The following is a 24,192-nucleotide window of genomic DNA, read 5'->3' on the forward strand; positions in this document are numbered from 1 at the left end:
CAGCCTTTTTGAGTGTTGATCCGTGAGTGATTTGAGTCATATCCGCAATTTCTCCATCATCGCCCACATTGACCATGGCAAGTCGACGCTGGCTGATCGCTTCATCCAGATGTGCGGCGGCCTGGCCGAGCGTGAAATGGAAGCCCAGGTCCTGGACTCCATGGACCTCGAGCGTGAGCGCGGGATCACCATCAAGGCCCACAGCGTTACCCTCTATTACAAGGCCCGCGACGGCGTCACCTATCAGTTGAACTTCATCGATACCCCCGGCCACGTTGACTTCACCTATGAAGTCAGCCGGTCGCTGGCGGCCTGTGAAGGTGCATTGCTGGTGGTCGATGCCGGCCAGGGCGTCGAGGCCCAGTCGGTTGCCAACTGCTACACGGCCATCGAACAGGGCCTGGAAGTCATGCCGGTGCTGAACAAGATCGACCTGCCCCAGGCCGATCCGGACCGCGTGAAGGAAGAAATCGAGAAGATCATCGGTATCGACGCCACCGACGCGGTCACCTGCAGCGCCAAGACCGGCCTGGGCGTGGACGAGGTGCTCGAACGCCTGGTGCACACCATTCCTGCGCCAACCGGCAACATCGAAGATCCGCTGCAAGCGTTGATCATCGACTCCTGGTTCGACAACTACCTGGGCGTGGTCTCCCTGGTTCGCGTGCGCCACGGCCGCGTGAAGAAGGGCGACAAGATCCTGGTCAAGTCCACCGGCAAGATCCACCTGGTGGACAGTGTCGGTGTCTTCAACCCGAAACACACCGCCACCGTCGACCTGAAGGCCGGTGAAGTGGGCTTCATCATCGCCGGCATCAAGGACATCCACGGGGCGCCGGTCGGTGACACCCTGACCTTGAGCTCCACCCCCGACGTCGATGTGCTGCCTGGTTTCAAACGCATTCAGCCGCAGGTCTATGCCGGTCTGTTCCCGGTCAGCTCCGACGACTTCGAGGATTTCCGCGAAGCCCTGCAAAAGCTGACCCTGAACGACTCATCCCTGCAATACACCCCGGAAAGCTCCGACGCCCTGGGCTTCGGCTTCCGGTGCGGGTTCCTGGGCATGTTGCACATGGAAATCATCCAGGAGCGCCTGGAGCGCGAGTATGACCTGGACCTGATCACCACGGCGCCGACGGTTATTTTCGAGCTGCTGCTCAAGAACGGCGAAACCATCTACGTCGACAACCCGTCCAAGCTACCGGACCTGTCGGCCATCGAAGACATGCGCGAGCCGATCGTGCGGGCCAACATCCTTGTGCCTCAAGAGCACCTGGGTAACGTCATTACCCTGTGCATCGAGAAGCGCGGCGTGCAGCACGACATGCTGTTCCTCGGCACGCAGGTCCAGGTGACCTACGACCTGCCGATGAACGAAGTGGTGCTGGACTTCTTCGACCGTCTCAAATCCACCAGTCGCGGCTATGCTTCGCTGGACTATCATTTCGATCGTTACCAATCGGCTAATCTGGTGAAGCTGGATGTGCTGATCAACGGTGAGAAAGTCGATGCCCTGGCATTGATCGTGCACCGTGACAACGCGCACTACAAAGGTCGTGCATTGACCGAGAAGATGAAGGAACTGATTCCGCGGCAGATGTTCGATGTGGCAATCCAGGCCGCCATTGGCGGGCAGATTGTGGCGCGTACAACCGTCAAGGCGCTCAGAAAGAACGTATTGGCCAAATGCTACGGCGGCGACGTCAGCCGTAAGCGCAAGCTGTTGGAAAAGCAGAAGGCCGGTAAAAAACGCATGAAGCAGGTCGGTAACGTGGAAATTCCACAGGAAGCCTTCCTTGCGGTGCTCAGGTTGGATAGTTAGGTCCTATGTCGCTAAATTTCCCGCTGTTGCTGGTTATCGCCGTGTTTGTCTGCGGTCTGTTGGCGTTGCTTGATCTGTTGTTCCTGGCGCCTCGGCGCCGGGCGGCCATCGCCTCTTATCAGGGCAGCGTCAGCCAGCCTGATGGTGTGGTGATCGAAAAGCTCAACAAGGAACCGCTGCTGGTCGAATACGGCAAGTCGTTCTTCCCGGTGCTGTTCATCGTGCTGGTGCTGCGTTCGTTCCTGGTGGAACCGTTCCAGATCCCGTCCGGTTCGATGAAGCCGACCCTGGACGTGGGCGATTTCATCCTGGTGAACAAGTTCTCCTACGGGATCCGCCTGCCGGTGATCGACAAGAAAGTCATCGAGGTGGGTGACCCGCAACGCGGCGATGTCATGGTGTTCCGCTTCCCGAGCGATCCGAACGTCAACTACATCAAGCGCGTGGTCGGCCTGCCGGGCGACACGATCCGCTACACCGCCGACAAGCGTCTGTTCGTCAATGGCGAATCAGTCGCTGAACAGTTGCTCGGCTCCGAGCCGGGTACGCTGGGCAGTGCCGAACTCTACCGGGAAAAACTCGGCGAGGCCGAACACCTGATCCGCAAGGAAATGAGCCGCTACCGCGCCACGCCGGACCGTTCCTGGACCGTGCCGGCGGGGCACTATTTCATGATGGGCGACAACCGCGACAACTCCAACGACAGCCGTTACTGGGATGATCCGAACATTCCCAAGGACATGCTGGGCATGGTCCCGGACCGGAACATCGTCGGCAAGGCCTTTGCAGTCTGGATGAGCTGGCCGGAACCCAAACTCAGTCACCTGCCGAATTTCTCGCGGGTTGGCCTGATCAAGTAATCACACACGGCGCTGTTGAACACAGCGCCGAATGCTTTTCTGGAGCCTTACAAGGTTGCCCGGGGGCATGAAGCCAACGATAGTCAGGACGTCATTTTTGAACACAGCGTTAATTGTCCCAAGCCAATGGTGCGTTGCCACCATGGCGGTGGAATCCAGCCACGAACTCAGCGTGGGTAAACCGTGAGCGTTTCTCTAAGCCGTCTCGAGCGTCAGCTCGGCTACACCTTCAAGGACCCGGACCTGATGCTCCTGGCCCTCACTCACCGCAGTTTTGCCGGGCGCAACAACGAACGCCTGGAATTCCTCGGTGATGCCATCCTTAACTTCGTGGCCGGTGAGGCGCTGTTCGAGCGCTTCCCGCTGGCCCGCGAAGGCCAGTTGTCGCGTTTGCGCGCGCGATTGGTAAAAGGTGAGACCCTGGCCGTACTGGCCCGTGGTTTCGACCTGGGCGAATACCTGCGACTGGGCTCCGGAGAACTGAAAAGCGGCGGTTTCCGTCGTGAGTCGATCCTGGCCGATGCCCTGGAAGCGTTGATTGGCGCGATCTACCTGGATTCAGGCATGGAAATGGCGCGCGAACGCGTGCTGGCCTGGCTGACTTCCGAGATCGACAGCCTGACGTTGGTGGACACCAACAAGGACCCGAAGACCCGTTTGCAGGAATTCCTGCAATCGCGCAGTTGCGATCTGCCGCGCTACGAAGTCGTGGATATCCAGGGTGAGCCGCATTGCCGTACCTTCTTCGTCGAATGCGAAGTCGTCCTATTGAATGAAAAAAGCCGGGGTCAAGGTGTGAGTCGTCGTATTGCCGAACAGGTAGCGGCCGCCGCAGCACTGATTGCCCTGGGCGTGGAGAATGGCAATGACTGATACAACCGTCACCCGCTGCGGCTATGTCGCCATTGTCGGTCGGCCGAACGTGGGCAAGTCCACGCTGCTGAACCACATCTTGGGCCAGAAGCTGGCGATCACCTCGCGCAAGCCCCAGACCACCCGTCACAACATGCTCGGCATCAAGACCGAAGGCGCCGTGCAGGCGATCTACGTCGACACCCCGGGCATGCACAAGGGCGGCGAAAAGGCCCTGAACCGCTACATGAACAAGACTGCCTCGGCGGCGTTGAAAGACGTCGACGTGGTGATCTTCGTGGTCGACCGCACCAAATGGACCGAAGAAGACCAGATGGTCCTCGAACGCGTCCAGTACGTGACCGGCCCCTTGATCGTGGCGCTGAACAAGACCGATCGCATTGAAGACAAGGCCGAGCTGATGCCGCACCTGTCCTGGTTGCAGGAACAGTTGCCCAATGCCCAGATCATCCCGATCTCTGCCCAGCACGGCCATAACCTCGACGCGCTGGAGCGGGTGATTGCCGAACACCTGCCGGAAAACGATCATTTCTTCCCTGAAGACCAGATCACCGACCGCAGCAGCCGTTTCCTTGCCGCCGAGCTGGTGCGCGAGAAAATCATGCGCCAGATGGGCGCCGAGCTGCCGTACCAGATCACCGTCGAGATCGAAGAGTTCAAGCAACAGGGCAAGACCCTGCATATTCATGCGCTGATCCTCGTCGAACGTGACGGCCAGAAGAAAATCATCATTGGCGACAAGGGTGAGCGCATCAAGCGCATCGGCACCGAGGCGCGCAAGGATATGGAGTTGCTGTTCGATTCCAAGATCATGCTCAACCTGTGGGTCAAGGTGAAGGGTGGCTGGTCCGATGATGAGCGGGCGTTGCGTTCGTTGGGTTACGGCGACCTCTGATCGCATAACCGGATGTACCGAGAACATTGTGGGAGCGAGCTTGCTCGCGATGAGGGCCTGATATTCAACATGGATGTTGACTGACAGTCCGCCATCGCGAGCAAGCTCGCTCCCACATTGGTTTGTGGTTGTTTGTAAACTGTGCTCGTTTATTGAGAACTGCGATTCCCATGTCCCCCACCCAACCCATCGCCCAACCCGCCTACGTCCTCCACAGCCGCGCCTACCGCGAAAGCAGCGCCCTGGTGGACTTCCTCACGCCCCAAGGGCGGTTGCGGGCGGTGTTGCGGGGGGCGCGGGGCAAGGCGGGGACACTGGCGCGACCGTTCGTGCCGCTGGAAGTCGAGTTCCGCGGCCGGGGCGAGTTGAAGAACGTCGGGCGCATGGAAAGCAACGGCGTCGCTGCCTGGCTCAACGGCGAGGCGTTGTTCAGCGGCTTGTACCTCAATGAACTGCTGATCCGCCTGCTGCCCGCCGAAGACCCTCATCCGGCCGTCTTCGACCACTACGCCGCCACGCTGCTGGCCCTGGCCGAAGGCCGTCCCCTGGAGCCGCTGCTGCGTTCGTTCGAATGGCGGCTGCTGGATGACCTGGGCTATGGCTTCGCCCTGAACACCGACCTGCACGGTGAACCCATCGCCGCCGACGGCCTCTACCGCTTGCAAGTGGATGCCGGCCTGGAGCGGGTCTACCTGCTGCAACCGGGGTTGTTCAACGGCGCCGAGCTGCTGGCCATGGCCGAGGCCGACTGGAGCGCTCCGGGCGCCTTGTCGGCAGCCAAGCGCCTGATGCGCCAGGCCCTGGCCGTACATCTGGGCGGTCGGCCCCTGGTCAGTCGCGAGCTGTTTCGCAAGCCCTGATCAACCCGTATGCTGTGGGCCGACTATTCGTCCCTTCAGGAGCCTTTTCGTGAGCACCAGCAATCGCATTCTTCTCGGCGTGAACATCGACCATGTCGCCACCCTGCGCCAGGCCCGCGGTACGCGTTACCCGGATCCAGTCAAGGCCGCACTGGACGCGGAAGAAGCGGGGGCCGACGGCATCACCGTGCACCTGCGTGAAGACCGTCGCCACATCCAGGAGCGCGACGTGCTGCTGCTCAAGGACGTGCTGCAAACCCGCATGAACTTCGAAATGGGCGTGACCGAAGAAATGATGGCGTTCGCCGAGCTCATCCGCCCGGCGCACATCTGCCTGGTGCCGGAAACGCGCCAGGAACTGACCACCGAAGGCGGCCTCGACGTGGCAGGGCAGGAGTCGCGGATCAGCCTGGCGGTGGAACGCTTGTCGAAAATCGGCGCTGAAGTGTCGCTGTTCATCGATGCCGACGAACGGCAGATCGAAGCGTCCAAGCGGGTCGGTGCCCCGGCCATCGAACTGCACACCGGTCGTTACGCCGATGCTCAAACCCCTACGGACGTGGCCGATGAGTTGCAGCGGGTCGCCGATAGCGTCGCCTTTGGCCTGGCCCAGGGCTTGATCGTCAATGCCGGCCACGGCCTGCACTATCACAACGTCCAAGCCATCGCGGCCATCAAGGGCATCAACGAGCTGAACATCGGCCACGCGCTGGTGGCCCATGCGTTGTTCGTCGGGTTCAAGTCGGCGGTGGCGGAAATGAAAGCGCTGATCCTGGCTGCCGCCAAGTCCTGACCCCCACAAAACGTGTGAGCCCCCCAATCAAAACTGTGGGAGCGAGCTTGCTCGCGATGAGGGCCTGATATTCAACATGAATGTTGACTGACAGACCGCTATCGCGAGCAAGCTCGCTCCCACAGGGGATCTTGGGTGGATATAAAATTTGTGGATAGTCCAAGCAAAACTGTGGGGAAGGGCAGCTGTTATAGCTGCGGGGATTCCTGGCTCGGCTTGCTCTTGTCGACACCCGGCACATGCAGGTTGCCCTCGGCCACCTGATCGCCTTCGAGCTGCGGCTGCGTCACCCAGGTCAGGATGTCGTAGTAGCGACGGATGTTCGCCACGAAATGCACCGGCTCGCCGCCCCGGGCGTAGCCGTAGCGGGTCTTGCTGTACCACTGTTTCTGGGACAGGCGCGGCAGGATTTTCTTCACATCCAGCCACTTGTTCGGGTTGAGCCCTTCCTTGGCCGCCAGTTTGCGGGCGTCGTCCAAGTGGCCGCTGCCGACGTTATAGGCGGCGAGGGCGAACCAGGTGCGGTCGGGCTCCTCGATGCTCTCGTCCAACTGCTCCTTCATGTAGGCCAGGTACTTGGCGCCGCCCATGATGCTTTGCTTCGGATCCAGGCGGTTGGACACGCCCATGGCCTGGGCGGTGTTCTGGGTCAGCATCATCAGGCCACGCACGCCGGTCTTGGACGTGACCGTCGGTTGCCACAGCGATTCCTGGTAGCCGATCGCCGCCAGCAGGCGCCAGTCGACTTTCTCTTTCTTGGCGTAGGCCTTGAAATGTTGTTCGTATTTGGGCAGGCGTTGCTGCAAGTGTTGGGCGAACGTGGTGGCGCCCATGTAGCCAAGGACGTCAACGTGCCCGTAATAACGGTCTTTTAACCGCTGCAGAGTGCCGTTTTTTTGCACCTTCTCCAGGTAGCTGTTGATCTCGTTGAGCAGACTGTTGTCCTCGCCGGGGGCCACCGCCCAGCTCTGGCTGCGGGCATCGCCCAGGTCGAAGGCCACGCGCACGTTGGGGAAGTACACCTGGTTCATCGCCACTTCGTTGGAATCCACCAGGGTCAGGTCGATCTGTCCCTCGTCGACCATGCGCAGCAGGTCGACCACTTCAACCGCGTCGGACTCTTCGTATTCGATGCCAGGGTATTGCTGCTTCAACTGCGCCAGTTGTTCGGCGTGGGTGCTGCCCTTGAGCACCATGATCTTCTTGCCCGCCAGGGCGGCCGCGTCGGTGGGGCGTGACTGGCCGTTGCGGTAGATGATCTGCGGGGTGACTTCCAGGTAGGAGCGGGAAAAGCGCACCTGCTTCTTGCGCGGTTCGCTGCTGACCAGGCCTGCGGCCGCCAATACCGGACCGTTGGGCTTGCCGATCTGGCTGAACAGGTCGTCGAGGTTGTCGGCGGTCTCGATCTTGAGCTCCACACCCAAATCGTCGGCGAAGCGCTTCACCAGCTCGTATTCGAAGCCGGTTTCACCATTGCGATCCTGGAAGTAGGTGGCGGGGCTGTTTCGGGTAACCACCCGCAGCACGCCATCCTCCTTTACGCGCTCCAGTGTGTTGGGTTTCTCAACACAACCACTGAGCACCAGGAAGAGTCCGGTTGCGATCAGCCATTTGGCATATCGCGGACGCAAAGCCGTTGGGGAAAACATCTGCGCAGTATACGCAAACGGCCCCTACCGCCATATCTCGACAGCAAAAGGCCAGTCTGCTAGCGGTTGCAAAACATGTCCGCAACACCGGCCGGCCGGCGTGCGGCGGGCTTTGCGTCGCTGAAAAATATCTCTGCGCGAACCTTGGCACGGGTGTCCAGTATCGCTGAATGCGCAAAGACCGACATTCGGCCAGCACCGTGCGTGCCGTTTCGGGTGCCGTTGCCGGCGGTTTAGGCTAGAATGCACGGCCTCAAAGCACACCCCCTTCCCGAGGCTGTCCCGAAGATGTTGATCCTGCGCGGCGCTCCTGCCCTTTCTGCCTTTCGCCACAGCAAACTCCTTGAGCAACTGAGCCAGAAGGTTCCGGCTGTCAGCGGCTTGTATGCTGAATTCGCTCACTTCGCCGAAGTCACCGGCGGTTTGACCGGCGACGAACAGCAGGTGCTCGCGCGCCTTCTGAAGTACGGCCCCAGTGTTCCTGTCCAGGAGCCGGCCGGTCGCCTGTTCCTGGTATTACCGCGTTTCGGCACCATTTCGCCATGGTCGAGCAAGGCCAGTGACATCGCCCGCAACTGCGGCCTGGCGAAAATCCAGCGCCTGGAGCGCGGCATTGCCTTTTATGTGGCCGGTGAGTTCAGCGAGGCCGAGGCCCAGTTGATCGCCGAAGGCCTGCATGACCGCATGACCCAAGTCGTGCTGGGCAATCTGGAGCAGGCCGCCGGTCTGTTCAGCCACGCCGAACCCAAGCCGTTGACTGCCATCGACGTACTGGGCGGCGGTCGTGCCGCGCTGGAAAAAGCCAACGCCGAATTGGGCCTGGCCCTGGCCGAAGACGAGATCGATTACCTGGTCAACGCCTTCCAGGGCTTGAAGCGCAACCCCCACGACATCGAACTGATGATGTTCGCCCAGGCCAACTCCGAGCATTGCCGGCACAAGATCTTCAACGCCAGTTGGGACATTGACGGCCAGAGCCAGGAAAAAAGCCTGTTCGGCATGATCAAGAACACCTATCAGATGCACAACGAAGGTGTGCTGTCGGCCTACAAGGACAACGCCGCGGTGATCGTCGGCAACGTTGCCGGGCGTTTCTACCCGAACCCTGAGACCCGCCAGTACGGTGCGGTCCAGGAGCCGGTGCACATCCTGATGAAGGTCGAGACCCACAACCACCCGACCGCCATTGCGCCGTTCCCGGGCGCGTCCACCGGTTCCGGTGGCGAGATCCGCGACGAAGGCGCCACCGGGCGTGGTGCCAAGCCCAAGGCCGGCCTGACTGGCTTTACCGTGTCGAACCTGCAGATCCCGGGCTTCGAACAGCCGTGGGAAAAGCCCTACGGCAAGCCTGAGCGCATCGTCAACGCCCTCGACATCATGATCGAAGGTCCCCTGGGCGGTGCGGCGTTCAACAACGAATTCGGTCGTCCGGCCCTGACCGGCTACTTCCGTACCTTCGAACAGTCCATCACCACCCCCCGTGGTGAAGAAGTTCGTGGTTACCACAAGCCGATCATGCTCGCGGGCGGCATGGGCAACATCCGCGCCGAACACGTGCAGAAAGGCGAGATCCTGGTCGGCTCCAAGCTGATCGTCCTCGGCGGCCCGGCCATGTTGATCGGCCTGGGTGGCGGCGCCGCTTCTTCCATGGCCACCGGCACCAGCTCGGCGGATCTGGATTTCGCCTCGGTCCAGCGGGAAAACCCGGAAATGGAACGCCGTTGCCAGGAAGTCATCGACCGTTGCTGGCAGTTGGGTGAACACAACCCTATCAGCTTCATCCACGACGTCGGCGCGGGTGGCCTGTCCAACGCCTTCCCGGAACTGGTCAACGACGGTGGCCGTGGTGGTCGCTTCGAACTGCGCAACATTCCGAACGACGAGCCGGGCATGGCCCCGCACGAAATCTGGAGCAACGAATCCCAGGAGCGTTACGTCCTGGCGGTCGGCCCGGCTGACTTCGAGCGCTTCCAGGCCATTTGCGAACGTGAACGCTGCCCGTTCGCCGTGGTCGGTGAAGCCACCGCCGAGCCGCAACTGACCGTGACCGACAGCCACTTCGGCAACAGCCCGGTGGACATGCCGCTGGAAGTGCTGCTGGGCAAGGCCCCGCGCATGCACCGTTCGGCGGTTCGCGAAGCCGAGCTGGGCGATGATTTCGACCCGTCGACGCTCGACGTCGCTGATTCTATCGAACGCGTACTGCACCACCCGGCCGTGGCGAGCAAAAGTTTCCTGATCACCATTGGCGACCGCACCATCACCGGCCTTGTGGCCCGTGACCAGATGGTCGGCCCATGGCAGGTGCCGGTGGCCGACGTGGCCGTGACCGCCACCAGCTTCGACGTCTACACCGGCGAAGCCATGGCGATGGGCGAGCGCACGCCGCTGGCACTGCTGGACGCTCCGGCGTCGGGCCGCATGGCGATCGGCGAGACCCTGACCAATATCGCAGCCTCGCGCATCGGCAAGATCTCCGACATCAAGCTGTCGGCCAACTGGATGTCCGCCGCCGGCCACCCGGGTGAAGATGCCCGCCTGTACGACACCGTCAAGGCTGTCGGCATGGAGCTGTGCCCTGAGCTGGGCATCACCATTCCGGTGGGCAAGGACTCCATGTCCATGGCCACGCGCTGGAACGACGAAGGCGTGGACAAGAGCGTGACCTCGCCGCTGTCGCTGATCGTGACCGGTTTCGCCCCGGTCACCGACATCCGCCAGACCCTGACCCCGCAACTGCGCATGGACAAGGGCACTACCGATCTGATCCTGATCGACCTGGGCCGTGGCCAGAACCGCATGGGCGCCTCGATCCTGGCCCAGGTGCATGGCAAGCTCGGCTCGCAAGCACCGGACGTCGATGATGCTGAAGACCTGAAAGCGTTCTTCGCCGTGATCCAGGGCCTCAATGCCGACGGTCACCTGCTGGCTTACCACGACCGTTCCGACGGCGGTTTGCTGACCACCGTGGTGGAAATGGCCTTTGCCGGCCACTGCGGCCTGAGCCTGACCCTCGACAGCGTCGCCGAGTCCAAAGCCGAGATCCCGGCCCATCCTGTTCAACGAAGAACTGGGTGCAGTGATCCAGGTTCGCCAGGACGCCACCCCGGACATCCTCGCCCAGTTCAGCGCCGCCGGCCTGGCCGATTGCGTCTCGGTGATCGGCCAGCCGATCAACAACGCCCACATCAACATCACCTTCAATGGTGACACCGTCTTCGAAGGCCAGCGCCGCCTGTTGCAGCGCCAGTGGGCGGAAACCAGCTACCAGATCCAGCGCCTGCGCGACAACGCCGAGTGCGCCGAGCAGGAATTCGACGCGCTGCTGGAAGAAGACAACCCGGGCCTGAGCGCCAAGCTCAGCTACGACGTCAACGAAAACGTGGCCGCGCCCTACATCAAGAAAGGCATTCGCCCACAAGTGGCGGTCCTGCGCGAGCAGGGCGTCAACGGTCAGGTGGAAATGGCGGCGGCGTTCGACCGCGCCGGTTTCAACGCGATCGACGTGCACATGAGCGACATCCTCGCCGGTCGTGTCGACCTGAACGACTTCAAGGGCATGGTTGCCTGCGGCGGTTTCTCCTACGGCGACGTGCTGGGTGCCGGTGAAGGCTGGGCCAAGTCGGCGCTGTTCAACAGCCGTGCCCGCGATGCGTTCCAAGGGTTCTTCGAGCGTAACGACAGCTTCACCCTCGGCGTGTGCAACGGTTGCCAGATGATGTCCAACCTGCACGAGCTGATTCCGGGTAGCGAGTTCTGGCCGCACTTCGTGCGTAACCGTTCCGAGCAGTTCGAAGCCCGCGTGGCGATGGTCCAGGTGCAGGAGTCGAACTCGATCTTCCTGCAGGGCATGGCCGGTTCGCGCATGCCGATCGCCATCGCCCACGGTGAAGGCCACGCGGAATTCGAAAGTGAAGAAGCCTTGCTCGAAGCCGACCTGTCCGGTTGTGTGTCGCTGCGTTTCGTCGACAACCACGGCAAGGTCACCGAAACCTACCCGGCCAACCCGAACGGCTCGCCACGCGGGATCACCGGCCTGACCAGCCGCGACGGCCGCGTCACGATCATGATGCCGCACCCGGAACGGGTGTTCCGCGCGGTGCAGAACTCGTGGCGTTCGGACGACTGGAACGAAGACGCGCCATGGATGCGCATGTTCCGCAACGCCCGCGTCTGGGTGAACTAAGGCGGTGTACAAGCTCTGCTTTTTCGTCCCGGCCAGCCATGTGGACGAGGTCAAAAGCGCTGTGTTCGCCGCCGGTGGCGGGCGAATTGGCGACTATGACCACTGCGCCTGGCAAGTGTTGGGTCTGGGCCAGTTTCGCCCGTTGGACGGCAGCCAGCCGTTCATTGGCGAGGCGGGGCAGGTCGAGCAGGTCGAGGAATGGAAAGTGGAGCTTGTCGTGGCCGACGAGTTGATCCGCCCCGTGGTGGAGGCGCTGAAACAGAGCCATCCCTACGAGACACCGGCGTATGAAGTGTGGCGGTTGGAGGATTTCTGATCCCCTGGCGCCTGAATGAAAAACCCGCTGATTGATTCAGCGGGTTTTTTATTGCCCGCGATTCTGTGTACACGAACCCTTGTGGCGAGGGAGCTTGCTCCCGCTGGGCTGCGCAGCGGCCCCAAGCTTTTTGGCGGTTGCTGCGCAACCGAGCGGGAGCAAGCTCCCTCGCCACGGGGATGGTGTGTATCAGATATTTGATGTTGCTTGTGCCGGCCTCATCGCGAGCAAGCTCGCTCCCACAGTGGGTTTGTGTTGTTCACAAAACAAGTGATCGACACCGAACCCTGTGGGAGCGAGCTTGCTCGCGATGGCGGACTATCAAGTAGCGGAAGATCTAGGCTTTGACATCTGCCTTACGACTCAGCACCGCCGCCTCCAACACCCGCCACAACCCCGGCGCTTTCTCCCCCAACAACAAGTGCCACACACCATCTTCCAGCGAGCTGACACCCTGGCAACCCAGCGCCTTGAGCTGGCTTTCCGACAACCCCTTGCCATCGGCCAACTGCACCCGCAAACGGCTCATCGCCACGCAATCGAGCTGCACCACATTCGCGCCACCGCCCAGGGCCGCGAGCCATTGCTGCGCTTCGGCTTCAGAGACGACGGTCGGTAGGGCAGGCTCAGCCACGGCGGCCACGGGCGCGTTGGTTGGCCGTTCGGAAGAGGGCAACGCCAAGCGGATTTCGTCGGCGATGCTGTCGGCCATCGGCCCCACCACCACCTGCAGGCTGCCGCCATTGCCGGGGCGGACCACGGCCATGGCGCCGAGGGCCTTGAGCTGGGCGTCGGACGCTTTGTTGCGATCCACCAGGTCCAGTCGCAGGCGCGTGGTGCAGGCGCCGAGGGTGATCAGGTTGTCAGCGCCGCCCAAGGCCTGGATGTAGGCAGCGGCGCGCTGGTTTTCGGCGATGGCCGGTTTGTCGCCCGCCGGCACCTCTTCACGCCCCGGCGTCTTCAGGTCGAAGCGACGGATGCAGAAGTCGAACACCAGGTAATAGATCGCTGCGTAGGCCAGGCCCACCGGGACGACCAACCAGCCGTTGGTGGATTTTCCCCAGCCCAGGACCATGTCGATAAAGCCCCCGGAGAAGGTAAAACCCAGGTGAATGCCCAGCAGATTGGTCACTGCCATCGACAGGCCGGTGAGCAGCGCGTGGACCAGGTACAACAGCGGCGCAAGGAACATGAAGGCGAATTCGATCGGTTCGGTGACACCGGTCAGAAACGAGGTCAGCGCCATGGACAGCAGAATCCCGCCCATGACTTTGCGGCGCTGGGGCAGGGCGTTGCGGTACATCGCCAGGCACGCGGCGGGCAGGCCGAAGAGCATCACCGGGAACATGCCGGTCATGAACTGGCCGCCCTTGGGGTCGCCGGCGAAATAACGGGTCAGGTCACCGGTGACCACCGCGCCGGTGGTCGGGTCGGTAAAGCTGCCGAAGATGAACCAGGCCATGTTGTTGAGGATGTGGTGCAAGCCGGTGACGATCAGCAATCGATTGAATACGCCGAAGACGAACGCGCCGAAACTGCCGCTGGCCATCAGCAGCTCGCCGAAGCTGTTGATGCCGTGCTGGATCGGCGGCCAGACCAGGCCGAACACCAGGCCAAGGCCCACGGCGCTGAAACCGGTGACAATCGGCACGAAGCGCCGGCCGCCAAAGAACGCCAGGTACTCCGGTAGCTTGATGTCCTTGAAGCGGTTGTACAGCGCACCGGCCAACAGGCCGCTGATGATCCCGGCGAGCATGCCCATGTTGATGGTCGCGTCGAGCACCTTCAGCGTCGCGATCATGACCAGGTAGCCGATGGCCCCGGCCAGCCCCGCCGTGCCGTTGTTGTCCCGGGCGAAACCCACGGCGATGCCAATGGCGAAGATCATCGGCAGGTTGGCGAAAATCGCTCCGCCGGCGTCGTGGATGATCGCGATATTCAACAGGTCCGTGTCACCCAGGCGCAGCAGCAGGCCGGCGATCGGCAGGATCGCGATAGGCAACATCAGCGCCCGGCCAAGGCGTTGCAGACCTTCAATGAAATGCTGGTACATGGCGTCTCTCCTTTTATTGTTGTTCGACGGGGCTCAGCCCAGGGGCCAGTGTTGATGACAGGCCTGGCGCACGGCGGCGGCACTGGCCAGGTTCAGCAATTCGGCGCTCAGGCACGCGCACTTGACGGTGTCGAGCTGGCGCACGCGCGCCTTGATCTCGCCAATCTGGGGCGGGCTGACCGACAGCTCGCGCACCCCCAGGCCCACCAGCACTGGCGTCGCCAAGGGATCGGAGGCCAGGGCTCCACATACCCCGACCCAGCGCCCGTGCTTCGCCGCGCCGGCGCAGGTCTGGGCGATCAGCCGCAACAGCGCCGGGTGCAGGGCATCGACCCGGGCGGCGAGACCTGCATGGTCGCGGTCCATGGCGAGGGTGTACTGGGACAGGTCGTTGGTGCCGATGGACAGGAAGTCCGCGTGCTCGGCCAGTTGTTCGGCCAGCAGGGCGGCGGCGGGTACTTCGATCATCACCCCCAATTGCGGGCGTTCGCTGAGGCCGAGTTCGGCGCCCAAGGCATCGAGCCGCTGGCGGATGTGCAGCAGTTCGTCGACCTCGGTGACCATTGGCAACAAGATCCGGCAGCGCTGCAGCGGGCGGATTTGCAACAGGGCCCGCAGTTGTTGATCCAGCAGTTCCGGGCGCACCTGGGCCAGGCGAATGCCTCGCAGGCCGAGCACCGGGTTGGCTTCAGCCGGCAGCGGCAGGTAGTCCAGTTGTTTGTCGCCGCCGACGTCGATGGTGCGGATGATCACCGGCCTGTCGCCCATGGCATCGAGCACGGCCTGATAGGCCTGGCGTTGCTCTTCTTCGTCGGGGGCGGTGTGGCGGTCGACGAAGAGGAATTCGGTTCGCAACAAGCCAACGCCATCGGCGCCGTTGGCGAAGGCCAGATTGGCTTCGGCGCTGGAGGCTACGTTGGCGGCGACTTCAACCTCCACCCCATCGACGGTTCGCGCCGGCGTGTGGGCGAGGGTCTGTTGCTGGGTGCGCAGGGCTGCGCGTCGGGTCTGTGCTTGCTGCACCTGCGCCAGGCGCTCGGCGGTTGGCTTGAGTTCGAGGCGGCCACCGTCAGCGTCCAGCACCACCGATTGCCCCGGCGCCAGTGCAAGCAGTGCCTCGCCCAACGCCACCAGGCAGGGCAGGCCTTTGCCACGGGCCAGGATCGCCACGTGGGACGTCGCGCCGCCCTCGGCCATGCACACACCGGCCACGCCCTGGGCACTGAGTTGCAACAGGTCCGACGGGGTCAGCTCCTGCGCGACAACAATGGCGCCCGTCGGTACGTCGAATTGCCAGGCTTCCCCCAACAGCACCCGCAGGACCCGCTGGCGCAAGTCGTGCAGATCATTGGCGCGCTCGGCCAGCAGCGTGCTTTGCAGTTGCCGCAGCACTTGGCATTGCACGTCGATGGAGCGACTCCAGGCGTGGGGCGCGGCGCAACCTTGCTCGATCGACAGGTCAGCGGCGTCCAGCAGGACCGGGTCTTCCAGCAACGCCAGGTGGGCACTGAAGATCGCTTGCTCATCGACGTGACGTCGGGCCTTGGCGTTTTCCAGGGTCAACTGGATCTCGCGACTGACGTGCGCCAAGGCATCGCGCAGCCGTTGCCGTTGTTCGGTGACGTCGTGACCCCCGCCATCCTCGGGCAACTGAATGCCTTGCAAGCGAACCAGCGGTCCGCTCACCAGGCCGGGCGCGGCGCATACGCCGAGCAGCACACCGTCTTCGGCGCTACGGCTGGGTGCCTTGGCCGGCGGCGCTTCGGCGTGGGCCTCTTCGGCCAGGGCGGTGGACAGGGTGGTCAGCAGCGCTTGCAACGCCGCTTCGGCATCGCTGCCACGGCAACTGACGTGCACTTCGGCCTGTTCGGTGATCGCCAGGCCCATCATGCCCATCACACTGTCGCAGGACGCCGATCGACCGCTGAAGTGCAGGTGCGAGCGACTCTTGAAGCCTTGGGCGGTCTGGCGAACCAAGGCCGCCGGCCGCGCGTGCAGGCCGCCTCGATGGGCGATACGGACCTGGCCGAACACTTCAATGCCGATGTCCGGCTCATCGTCGCGTGTTTCACCCGGTGTCTTGGCGACGATGTGTAGCAATGGCTCGCCGACCTTGACCCCTTTGAGGGTAATGGGCCGAGCCAGGAAGTGCTCGCCATTGGTGATGATCAGCAGGCTGACCAGGCTTTTGCAGCGCTGCGCCACGCTGTCCAGGTCATAACGCAGCAGCGCCTGGCCGTTGCTGACCCGCGTGCCTTCCTTGACCAGCATGGAAAACCCGTCGCCCTGCAACTCGACGGTGTCCAGCCCCAGGTGCAGGAGCAGTTCGGCGCCGTTGTCGGCCCGCAAGGTCACGGCGTGGCCGGTGCGAGCGACGTGGATCACTTCGCCGTCACAGGGGGCGTAGAGGGTGTCGTTCAGCGGATCGATGGCGATCCCGTCGCCCATGGCGCCGCTGGCGAACACCGCGTCCGGGACGTTGGCGAGGGTGAGCACCGGCCCGCTGAGCGGGGCGCTGAGGGTCAGCTCTTTATTGTTGTTGGACATGGGCTCGCTCTCTTCGAAATCTCATTGGCCTTCTATTAAAAGAAAGCCGTCGGTTCAGTGGGTCCGGGTGACCTTGCTCAAGTGCCGTGGCTGGTCCGGGTCCAGGCCTCGGGCCTCGGCCAGGCTGGCGGCCATCCGGTAAAAACTCTGGATCGCCAGGATCGGGTCCAGGGCCGGGTGTTCGGCGCGGATCAGCGTCAGGTCACGCTCGGCGATGTCATCGGGCGCGGCCAGCAGCACCCGAGCGCCGCGCTGGCGCATGTCGGCGGCCAGGCTCAACACGCCGGCCTGCTCGGCACCGCGGGGGGCGAACACCAGCAGCGGGTAATGCTCGTCGATCAACGCCATCGGTCCGTGGCGGACCTCGGCGCTGCTGAAGGCTTCGGCCTGGATCGCCGAGGTCTCCTTGAATTTGAGCGCCGCTTCCTGAGCGATGGCGAACCCGGCGCCACGGCCGATGACCATCAAGCGCTGACAGTCGCGCAGGGCTTCGACCGCGGCGCTCCAATCCTGGCTCGCGGCATCGCGCAGGCCTGCGGGCAGCGCGGTGCCGGCTTCAAGCAACTCGGCATCGTCTTTCCAATGGGCTACCAGGCGCGCGCTGGCGCTGAGGGTGGCGATGAAGCTCTTGGTGGCGGCGACACTGCTTTCGATGCCGGCGCACAAGGGCACGCTGAATTCACAGGCTGCCTCCAGCGGAGAATCCTCTGCGTTGACCATCGCCACACTCAACGCGCCACGCTTGCGCAACAGACGCAGGCTGTTCACCAGGTCCGGGCTTTGCCCCGATTGGGAGAACGCGAACGCCACCTGGCCGCTGACCTTCAGCGGCGCCTGTTGCATGGTCACGACCGACATCGGCAATGAGGCCACCGGCAAACCCAGTTGTTGCATGGTCAAGTAGGCGAAGTAGCTGGCGGCGTGGTCGGAGCTGCCACGGGCCACGGTCATCGCCACTTGCGGCGGCTGACGGCGCAGGCGCCCGGCAATTTCCTGCAGGGCCGGGTCCAATCGCTGCAATTGGCGCTCGACGGCGTCGCACGAGCTCAGGGCCTCTTCAAGCATTTTGGAAGTCAATGGCTTCTCCTTCGACCATCACGTCGGTCAGGTTCAGGGCTCGGTCAAGGCGCACACAGTCGGCCCAGGCGCCGGGTTGCAGGCGTCCGCGCTCGGGCAGGCCGAGGTAGTCGGCGGGGAATTGCGACAGGCGTTGCGAGGCTTCGTCGAGGGGCAGGCCGATTTTCACCAGGTTGCGCAGGGCTTGGTCCATGGTCAGGGTGCTGCCGGCCAGCGTTCCGTCGGCCAGGCGCACCCCGCCCAGGCATTTGGTGACGGTGTGGCTGCCCAGCTTGTATTCGCCGTCGGGCATGCCGGCGGCGGCGGTGGAGTCGGTGACGCAATACAGGCACGGGATCGAACGCAAGGCCACGCGCATGGCCCCGGGGTGCACGTGCAGCAGATCCGGGATCAGCTCGGCATATTGCGCATGGGCCAGCGCCGCGCCGACGATGCCCGGTTCGCGGTGATGCAGCGGGCTCATGGCGTTATACAAATGGGTGAAACTGCTGGCTCCGGCGGCGAGTGCCGCGACGCCTTCTTCATAACTGCCCAGGGTATGGCCGATCTGCATGCGCACGCCCCGGGCGCTGAGGGTGCGAATCAAAGCGTCGTGGCCGGCGATCTCCGGCGCGATGGTGATTACCCGGATCGGTGCCAGGCCCAGGTAGGTCTCCACTTCGGCCATCAACGCGGTGTGGGCGAAGTTCGGTTGGGCGCCGAGTTTGCCGGGGTTGATATAGGGACCTTCCAAATGCACCCCCAACACGCGTGCGCTGCCGCTGGGCCGCTGTTCGCAAAACTCACCGAGGGCCTTGAGCACGCTGGCGATTTCTTCGCTCGGCGCGGTCATGGTGGTGGCGAGCAGCGCCGTGGTGCCGAAGCGCACATGGGTGCGGGCAATGGTTTCGAACGCCGGCGCGCCTTCCATGATGTCCTTGCCGCCACCGCCGTGCACATGCAGGTCGATGAAGCCGGGCAGCAGGTAGGGCAGGTCGTTGCTCGTCGGGTCGCAGGGTTGGCCGTCGATGGACACGACCTTGCCGTGTTCATGGACCAGGCGGCCGCGTATCCAGCCGTTGGCGGTGAGGATGTTGTCTTCGGACATTGGGATTCTCTGATCGTCTAGCGCCGCAACTCTGCGACAAAGTCGTAGTAGTCGTTGCGGCAATAGGTATCGGTGACTTCGATGGGCGTGTTGTCTTCCAGGTAGCAGACCCGGGTCATCAGCAGCATCGCGGTGCCGGGGGCGATGCCCACCAGGGCGGCGAACTCGTCCGAGGCGTTGATGGCCTGGATGTGTTGCAGGGCGCGTACCACCGGTTTGCCGATGCCGTCGAGGAATTCATACAGCGAATCGCCTACCGCCTGTGGCTTGGGAATGATCGAGGCGGGCAGGGTGCTCATCTCGATGGCCATGACCGTGTCGTCGGCCTTGCGCAGCCGTTTGAGCCGGGCGACTTTGTCCGTGGGCGACAGGCCCAGGCGAATCAGTTCTTCGTGGGTTGGCGGGGTGATTTCCCGCTCCAGCCATTGGGAGCCGGGCACGAAGCCTTTGAGGCGGAGCATTTCGCTGAAGCCGCTAAGGCGCGAGAGCGGTTGTTCGAGGCGCGGGGTGATGAACGTTCCCGAGCCTTGGTTGCGGCGGATCAGGCCTTGTTCGAACAGCACTTCCAGCGCTTTGCGGGCGGTGACCCGGGAAATGCCCAGTTGCTCGCTCAGGCTGCGTTCGGACGGCATCGCTTGCTCGGCTTTCCACTGGCCGGCGTGGATGGCGGCTTCCAGGTTGCGGGCCAGTTGCAGGTAGAGCGGGGTGGGTTGGGTGTCGTCGGGGCGCAGGGTCAGGATGTTGTTCATTTGTTTGTCCGATGCGGTTTTTGTGGGCGTTGTCGCTCGGTGATTGGGGTGGAAGCTAATACCACTTGAATACCATGTCAACGGTGCTTTTTTGGGGTTGGCTAGTGTTTTATGGGGGTTTCTAAGGGTTGTTTTTTAAGTGGTATTAGGGTGGTGGAGGTGGGGTGTTGAATTACAGCGTTTTTAGAGGTCAGTGGTATGCATGGGGCGGGGGTTTGAAATTTGATATTTATTTTTAGTAGTTTGTTTTTTGGGCGGTGTGTATATCCGTTTCTTCGGTAATGGCCACTTAGGGTTCCGCCCTGACGGCGGGTCACTTTCGAAAAGCCCGGAAGCCGGCCCAGTCGAAAGTAACCAAAGCGCTTCTGCCCCACCACTTGGCACCTCGCTTAGGCTCGGTGTGCCCTCACTCCGGCATTGCTCCGTGGGCCCGCCGCGAAGGGCCATCCATGGCCCAGCGCGGCTAACCCGGCATCCATGCCGGGATGCCCACTGCGCAATGCCTGCGTTCGGCCAGCGTGGTTAACGGGGCGCTGAGATCAACGTCCACCCCACCACGAGGCGGCCTGATAGCCGACCTGGCTCACCCAGTCGTACACCCGTCAGATCTGTGGGAGCAAAGCTTGCTCGCGAGGCGGCCTGACAGCCGACCTGGCTCTCCCAGTCGTACTCCGATTCCCCTGTGGGAGCGGGCTTGCTCGCGAAGGCGGCATAACAGCCAACGAGGATGTTGAATGTACTGGCCTCTTCGCGAGCAAGCCCGCTCCCACAAGGTGTTTGCGGCGTATATGAGTGTTGTGGCGGCTGAAAATCCAATGTGGGAGCGAGCTTGCTCGCGATGGCGGTGGTTCAGTCACATGGATATTGGGTTTGCTGGCCTCATCGCGAGCAAGCTCGCTCCCACAAGGGACTGGTGTCGATCACAAATCCTGTGGTCCACACAAACCCACTGTGGGAGCGAGCTTGCTCGCGATAAATCGAAAGACGAACACAAAAAAACCGGCAGAACACCGATCCTGTGGCGAAGGAGCAAGCTCCCTCGCCACAATGGTTCACACGAGCCTTGAGTAAACAGCATCAACCAACCTGACTGCACCGCGAGGCTGGAAAACTATTGGTGGATGTTTTCGCGCCGGCAAACTTCTTTCTCTATGCCAATGCACTCGACCGGTTCACTCACGCCTTTCTCGAAACGCCGGGCGTTCATCAACAAGCCTCCCTTGATACCGCCGATGAACGCGAAGGCGCCTTCACGGGAACCCGCGTTACGTACCGACAAATCCACCGCCACGCTGTTGGGCCTGACTTCATAGACCCAGCCGCCGTTCGAGGCTTCCTGGGTGGCCCAGAGCTTGGCTTCGCTATAGTCGCGAAATGCCACAACGATCGATTGCGCCAGATGATCCTCCTGATACATCGCGAATCTCAAGTTCGGTGGCAAAGAGTTCAAGCCCCGTAACCCATTGGTCAGCGCATCCGCGCCCTGCACGGGGTTGACCTTCGTAGAGCCGACGGCCCAAAGGGATTCCTGGGACTTTACCCATGCCAAACCCTCTCGAGGCGTCAGCCGGTTCCAGTCGATGGCCATCACCGCGACCTCCCGCATCGTCTCGTGGCCGGTGGGCTCCCGGTAGTTTGGGTTCGTCCTGCAATCGGCAAGATTGTGTGCCTTGCAGGCCTGCTTGATAAAGTGCGCCTTGACCCCGCCCGGGTAGCTGATTTCCTCCTCACCGGGAAAGGGCCCCCCCGATTGCACCTGATCGATTCCGTGGGGGGCCCTGAACTCGTACACCCACTCGCTGGCGTAGTGCTGGGCGATCAGTTGATTGCGGGTTGCGCTGCTGAACACCGTCCCTGCGCTTCCGCTCGCGTGGGTGATCCAGTCGTACCCCCATTGCTCCACGGGAGTGCCATCGGCTTTGGGCAACAGCCCCTGGGTGAAGGCACTGAGGCCCTGACCCGTCGTATCGCCCCGGTAGAGCGTGTCCATGTCGGTACGCCAGCGCAACCAGGGCGTGGTCTTGCGGATATCCACGCTCGAATCCGCCGCGACCTGAAGCCAGGCGGTATACCACGGCTCCTCTTTTCCATCGGCTCCCCACGCGTCTGCGCCCGGTTGCCACATACCTGCGAACACCACTGCCGCGACAGCAGTTACCCGTATGAAGTTGTTATGGGTTGTCATGATTTGATGCCTTATCTGAACGGTGAAGCCCGTCGAATCACATACGTCATGACTGCCTATGCTTCGACGTGACACATCTCACGTTGGATTCTGCGGGGCGTCGAGCCACCGCATCAGTTCTGAGGGTAGATCAAGGCTGGGGGAGGGGGGCGTTGCGCTTCCGGGGACTTGTAACAGGAAGTGGGAGTTCTGGCCTTTGGGTGTCACAAAAATACCAGTGAGCACAGAGCCCCCTGTGGCGAGGGGATTTATCCCCGTTGGGCTGCGCAGCAGTCCTAAAGCATTGAACTCAATCTTCCTGGCACACCGAGTTGCCTGATTTGGGGGCCGCTTCGCAGCCCAGCGGGGATAAATCCCCTCGCCACAGGGATCTCATGTGTGGTCGGGGGCTACGGACGGATTTCGATCATCGTCCCATCCGGCACCAGGTTCCAGACTTCGCGCATGTCCACGTTGCGCATGGCGATGCAGCCGTCGGTCCAGTCCAGCGTATGGAACAACTGCTCAGGGTTCTCTTCCGAATCCGGTGTGCCGTGGATCATGATCATGCCCCCTGGCTCCACACCTTCGCGGCGGGCGCGGGCGGCGTCGCTGATGTTGGGGTAGGAAATGTGCATCGACAGGTAGAAGCGGTCGCTGGTCTTGCGCCAGTCCAGCCAATAAAAACCTTCGGGGGTACGCTTGTCGCCTTCTATCAGCTTGGGGCCTTTTTTGGCGCCCTTGCCCAGGGAGATGCGATAGGTCTTGAGCGGCTTGCCGTCGTTGATCAATTGCAATTGATGGGCGGACTTGAGCACCAGCACTTTTTCGATGACCTTGCCGTTGTAGGTACCCACGGCGGCGGCCTGGCACACAGCGGTGAACGACAAGCAGAACAGGACAAGCAACCAGCGCATTGAAACGGTATCCCTAGAGGTGTCGCGGCTATATTAATTTTTTATGTATTGGCAGGCTGAGCCAGTGGCGGGATCGATTCGCAACGCACAGGGTAGTCCTCGCTGCGTCGGTCCGCGTAGAAATATTCCAGGGTGCGGCCCACCGTACGGAAAGCCAGCTCGTCCCAGGGAATGTCCGCTTCTTCGAACAACTTCACTTCCAGGCTCTCGGGCCCGGCGGCGAAATCCTCGTCCACCAGTTCGGCGCGGAAGAATACATGTACCTGGCTGATGTGCGGTACGTCAATCAGCGTATAGATGCTCAAGTTTCGCACCCGGGCGCAGGCCTCTTCGGCGGTTTCGCGCACGGCGGCCTGTTCGATGGTCTCGCCGTTCTCCATGAAGCCCGCCGGCAGGGTCCAGTAACCGCGCCGCGGCTCGATGGCGCGCCGGCACAGCAGGACTTTGCTGCCCCAGGTCGGTACGCAACCGGCCACGATGTTGGGGTTCTGGTAATGGATGGCGTGGCACGTGTCGCAGACAAAGCGCAGGCGCGAGTCGCCTTCGGGTATGCGCTGGGTCACCGGGTTACCGCACTGGCTGCAGAATTTCATGCTTGGGTTCCTGAATGCTGCGCCTATCTTGGCGTGCGCGGGCCGGTGTCGGCAAGTTGTCGTTTCGCGACACGACGCGGTGCGGGGGTTGGGCCGCTTGAACGATTGGTGCATGATGCAAGGTAGCGAATAAATCGAGAAGTCTCATGCTGGACGAGCTACTGCATCGAGTAAGCAACCATACCCCGCACGATCTGCAGACCGACCAACGTTTCCCTGAAGCCGCGGTGCTGGTGCCGATCACCCGCAGCGATGAACCGGAGCTGGTACTGACCCTGCGCGCCAGTGGGCTCTCGACCCATGGCGGCGAAGTGGCGTTTCCCGGCGGGCGTCGCGACCCGGAAGATCCGGATCTGATCTTCACCGCCCTGCGCGAAGCCGAGGAAGAAATCGGCCTGCCGCCCGGCCTGGTGGAAGTGATCGGCCCCCTCAGCCCGTTGATCTCGCTCCATGGCATCAAGGTCACGCCGTATGTCGGGGTGATTCCGGACTACGTCGAATACCAGGCCAACGATGCCGAGATCGCGGCGGTGTTCAGCGTGCCGCTGGAGTTTTTCCGCAAGGATCCGCGCGAACACACCCACCGGATCGATTACCAGGGCCGCAGTTGGTACGTGCCCAGCTATCGTTTCGAGGGGTACAAGATCTGGGGGCTGACGGCGATCATGATCGTCGAGTTGGTCAACCTGCTGTACGACGCCGGCATCGACCTGCACACGCCGCCCAAAAGCTACATCAATACCTGATACCC

At 62.4% G+C, this 24,192-nt stretch carries 17 protein-coding genes and 1 pseudogene; 9 read left to right on the forward strand and 9 right to left on the reverse strand.

Annotated elements, in window-relative coordinates; all coding sequences use genetic code 11:
• Positions 1-22: 22 nt before the first annotated feature.
• The 6 genes from lepA to pdxJ all read left to right on the forward strand — a co-directional run bounded on the left by lepA (position 23) and on the right by pdxJ (position 6,103).
• Complete coding sequence (gene lepA, locus PSH84_RS02020) at positions 23-1,822, forward strand: translation elongation factor 4 (RefSeq protein ID WP_122567163.1); 1,800 nt, start codon at positions 23-25, stop codon at positions 1,820-1,822.
• 5 nt (positions 1,823-1,827) lie between these two features.
• The gene (gene lepB / locus PSH84_RS02025; RefSeq protein WP_122567162.1) at positions 1,828-2,682 is read left to right on the forward strand and encodes a signal peptidase I; all 855 of its coding nucleotides are present in this window, start codon (positions 1,828-1,830) and stop codon (positions 2,680-2,682) included.
• Between the two features lie 183 nt (positions 2,683-2,865).
• Positions 2,866-3,555 carry a ribonuclease III gene (gene rnc / locus PSH84_RS02030; protein WP_122567161.1) on the forward strand — a complete coding sequence of 230 codons (690 nt, stop codon included), beginning with the start codon at positions 2,866-2,868 and terminating at the stop codon, positions 3,553-3,555.
• Positions 3,548-4,450 (forward strand): GTPase Era, encoded by a 903-nt coding sequence (gene era / locus PSH84_RS02035; RefSeq protein WP_072345611.1) that lies wholly within the window; start codon positions 3,548-3,550, stop codon positions 4,448-4,450. Before rnc ends, era begins: the two co-directional genes overlap by 8 nt.
• A gap of 170 nt (positions 4,451-4,620) precedes the next feature.
• Positions 4,621-5,310: a DNA repair protein RecO gene (recO, locus tag PSH84_RS02040; protein ID WP_122567160.1), complete on the forward strand. Its 690-nt coding sequence runs from the start codon at positions 4,621-4,623 to the stop codon at positions 5,308-5,310.
• 49 nt (positions 5,311-5,359) lie between these two features.
• The gene (gene pdxJ, locus PSH84_RS02045) at positions 5,360-6,103 is read left to right on the forward strand and encodes a pyridoxine 5'-phosphate synthase (protein ID WP_305482221.1); all 744 of its coding nucleotides are present in this window, start codon (positions 5,360-5,362) and stop codon (positions 6,101-6,103) included.
• A 188-nt stretch (positions 6,104-6,291) separates the two neighbouring features.
• Here the strand turns inward: pdxJ and mltF are convergent, their stop codons facing one another.
• Positions 6,292-7,752: a membrane-bound lytic murein transglycosylase MltF gene (gene mltF / locus PSH84_RS02050; RefSeq protein WP_305482223.1), complete on the reverse strand. Its 1,461-nt coding sequence runs from the start codon at positions 7,750-7,752 to the stop codon at positions 6,292-6,294.
• Between the two features lie 288 nt (positions 7,753-8,040).
• Between mltF and purL the strand changes: the two are divergent.
• Positions 8,041-11,938: pseudogene (gene purL, locus PSH84_RS02055) on the forward strand (phosphoribosylformylglycinamidine synthase).
• Positions 11,939-11,942: 4 nt separating this feature from the next.
• On the forward strand, positions 11,943-12,254 hold the full coding sequence (locus PSH84_RS02060) for a YqfO family protein (RefSeq protein WP_122567156.1): 312 nt from the start codon (positions 11,943-11,945) through the stop codon (positions 12,252-12,254).
• Between the two features lie 337 nt (positions 12,255-12,591).
• Here the strand turns inward: PSH84_RS02060 and nagE are convergent, their stop codons facing one another.
• The 8 genes from nagE to PSH84_RS02100 form a co-directional block, all read right to left on the reverse strand.
• Positions 12,592-14,307: an N-acetylglucosamine-specific PTS transporter subunit IIBC gene (nagE, locus tag PSH84_RS02065; protein WP_305482225.1), complete on the reverse strand. Its 1,716-nt coding sequence runs from the start codon at positions 14,305-14,307 to the stop codon at positions 12,592-12,594.
• Positions 14,308-14,340: 33 nt separating this feature from the next.
• The gene (gene ptsP, locus PSH84_RS02070) at positions 14,341-16,854 is read right to left on the reverse strand and encodes a phosphoenolpyruvate--protein phosphotransferase (protein WP_305482226.1); all 2,514 of its coding nucleotides are present in this window, start codon (positions 16,852-16,854) and stop codon (positions 14,341-14,343) included.
• 54 nt (positions 16,855-16,908) lie between these two features.
• Positions 16,909-17,931 carry an SIS domain-containing protein gene (locus PSH84_RS02075; protein WP_305482227.1) on the reverse strand — a complete coding sequence of 341 codons (1,023 nt, stop codon included), beginning with the start codon at positions 17,929-17,931 and terminating at the stop codon, positions 16,909-16,911.
• Positions 17,912-19,018 carry an N-acetylglucosamine-6-phosphate deacetylase gene (gene nagA / locus PSH84_RS02080; protein WP_122567152.1) on the reverse strand — a complete coding sequence of 369 codons (1,107 nt, stop codon included), beginning with the start codon at positions 19,016-19,018 and terminating at the stop codon, positions 17,912-17,914. Before nagA ends, PSH84_RS02075 begins: the two co-directional genes overlap by 20 nt.
• Positions 19,019-19,035: 17 nt before the next feature.
• Positions 19,036-19,767: a GntR family transcriptional regulator gene (locus tag PSH84_RS02085; RefSeq protein WP_305482228.1), complete on the reverse strand. Its 732-nt coding sequence runs from the start codon at positions 19,765-19,767 to the stop codon at positions 19,036-19,038.
• A 1,111-nt stretch (positions 19,768-20,878) separates the two neighbouring features.
• Positions 20,879-21,670 (reverse strand): scabin-related ADP-ribosyltransferase, encoded by a 792-nt coding sequence (locus tag PSH84_RS02090; protein ID WP_436278739.1) that lies wholly within the window; start codon positions 21,668-21,670, stop codon positions 20,879-20,881.
• Positions 21,671-22,341: 671 nt separating this feature from the next.
• A complete protein-coding gene (locus PSH84_RS02095) occupies positions 22,342-22,848 on the reverse strand; it encodes a L,D-transpeptidase family protein (RefSeq protein WP_305468312.1) in 507 nt (168 codons plus the stop codon).
• Between the two features lie 41 nt (positions 22,849-22,889).
• Complete coding sequence (locus tag PSH84_RS02100) at positions 22,890-23,441, reverse strand: NUDIX hydrolase (RefSeq protein WP_122567147.1); 552 nt, start codon at positions 23,439-23,441, stop codon at positions 22,890-22,892.
• A gap of 146 nt (positions 23,442-23,587) precedes the next feature.
• On the opposite strand from PSH84_RS02100, the gene PSH84_RS02105 reads away from it, so the two are divergent.
• Positions 23,588-24,187: a CoA pyrophosphatase gene (locus PSH84_RS02105; protein ID WP_122567146.1), complete on the forward strand. Its 600-nt coding sequence runs from the start codon at positions 23,588-23,590 to the stop codon at positions 24,185-24,187.
• Positions 24,188-24,192 lie beyond the last annotated feature (5 nt).

The sequence above is a fragment of the Pseudomonas beijingensis genome (genome assembly GCF_030687295.1).
In the GTDB taxonomy this organism is placed as follows: Bacteria; Pseudomonadota; Gammaproteobacteria; order Pseudomonadales; family Pseudomonadaceae; genus Aquipseudomonas; species Aquipseudomonas beijingensis.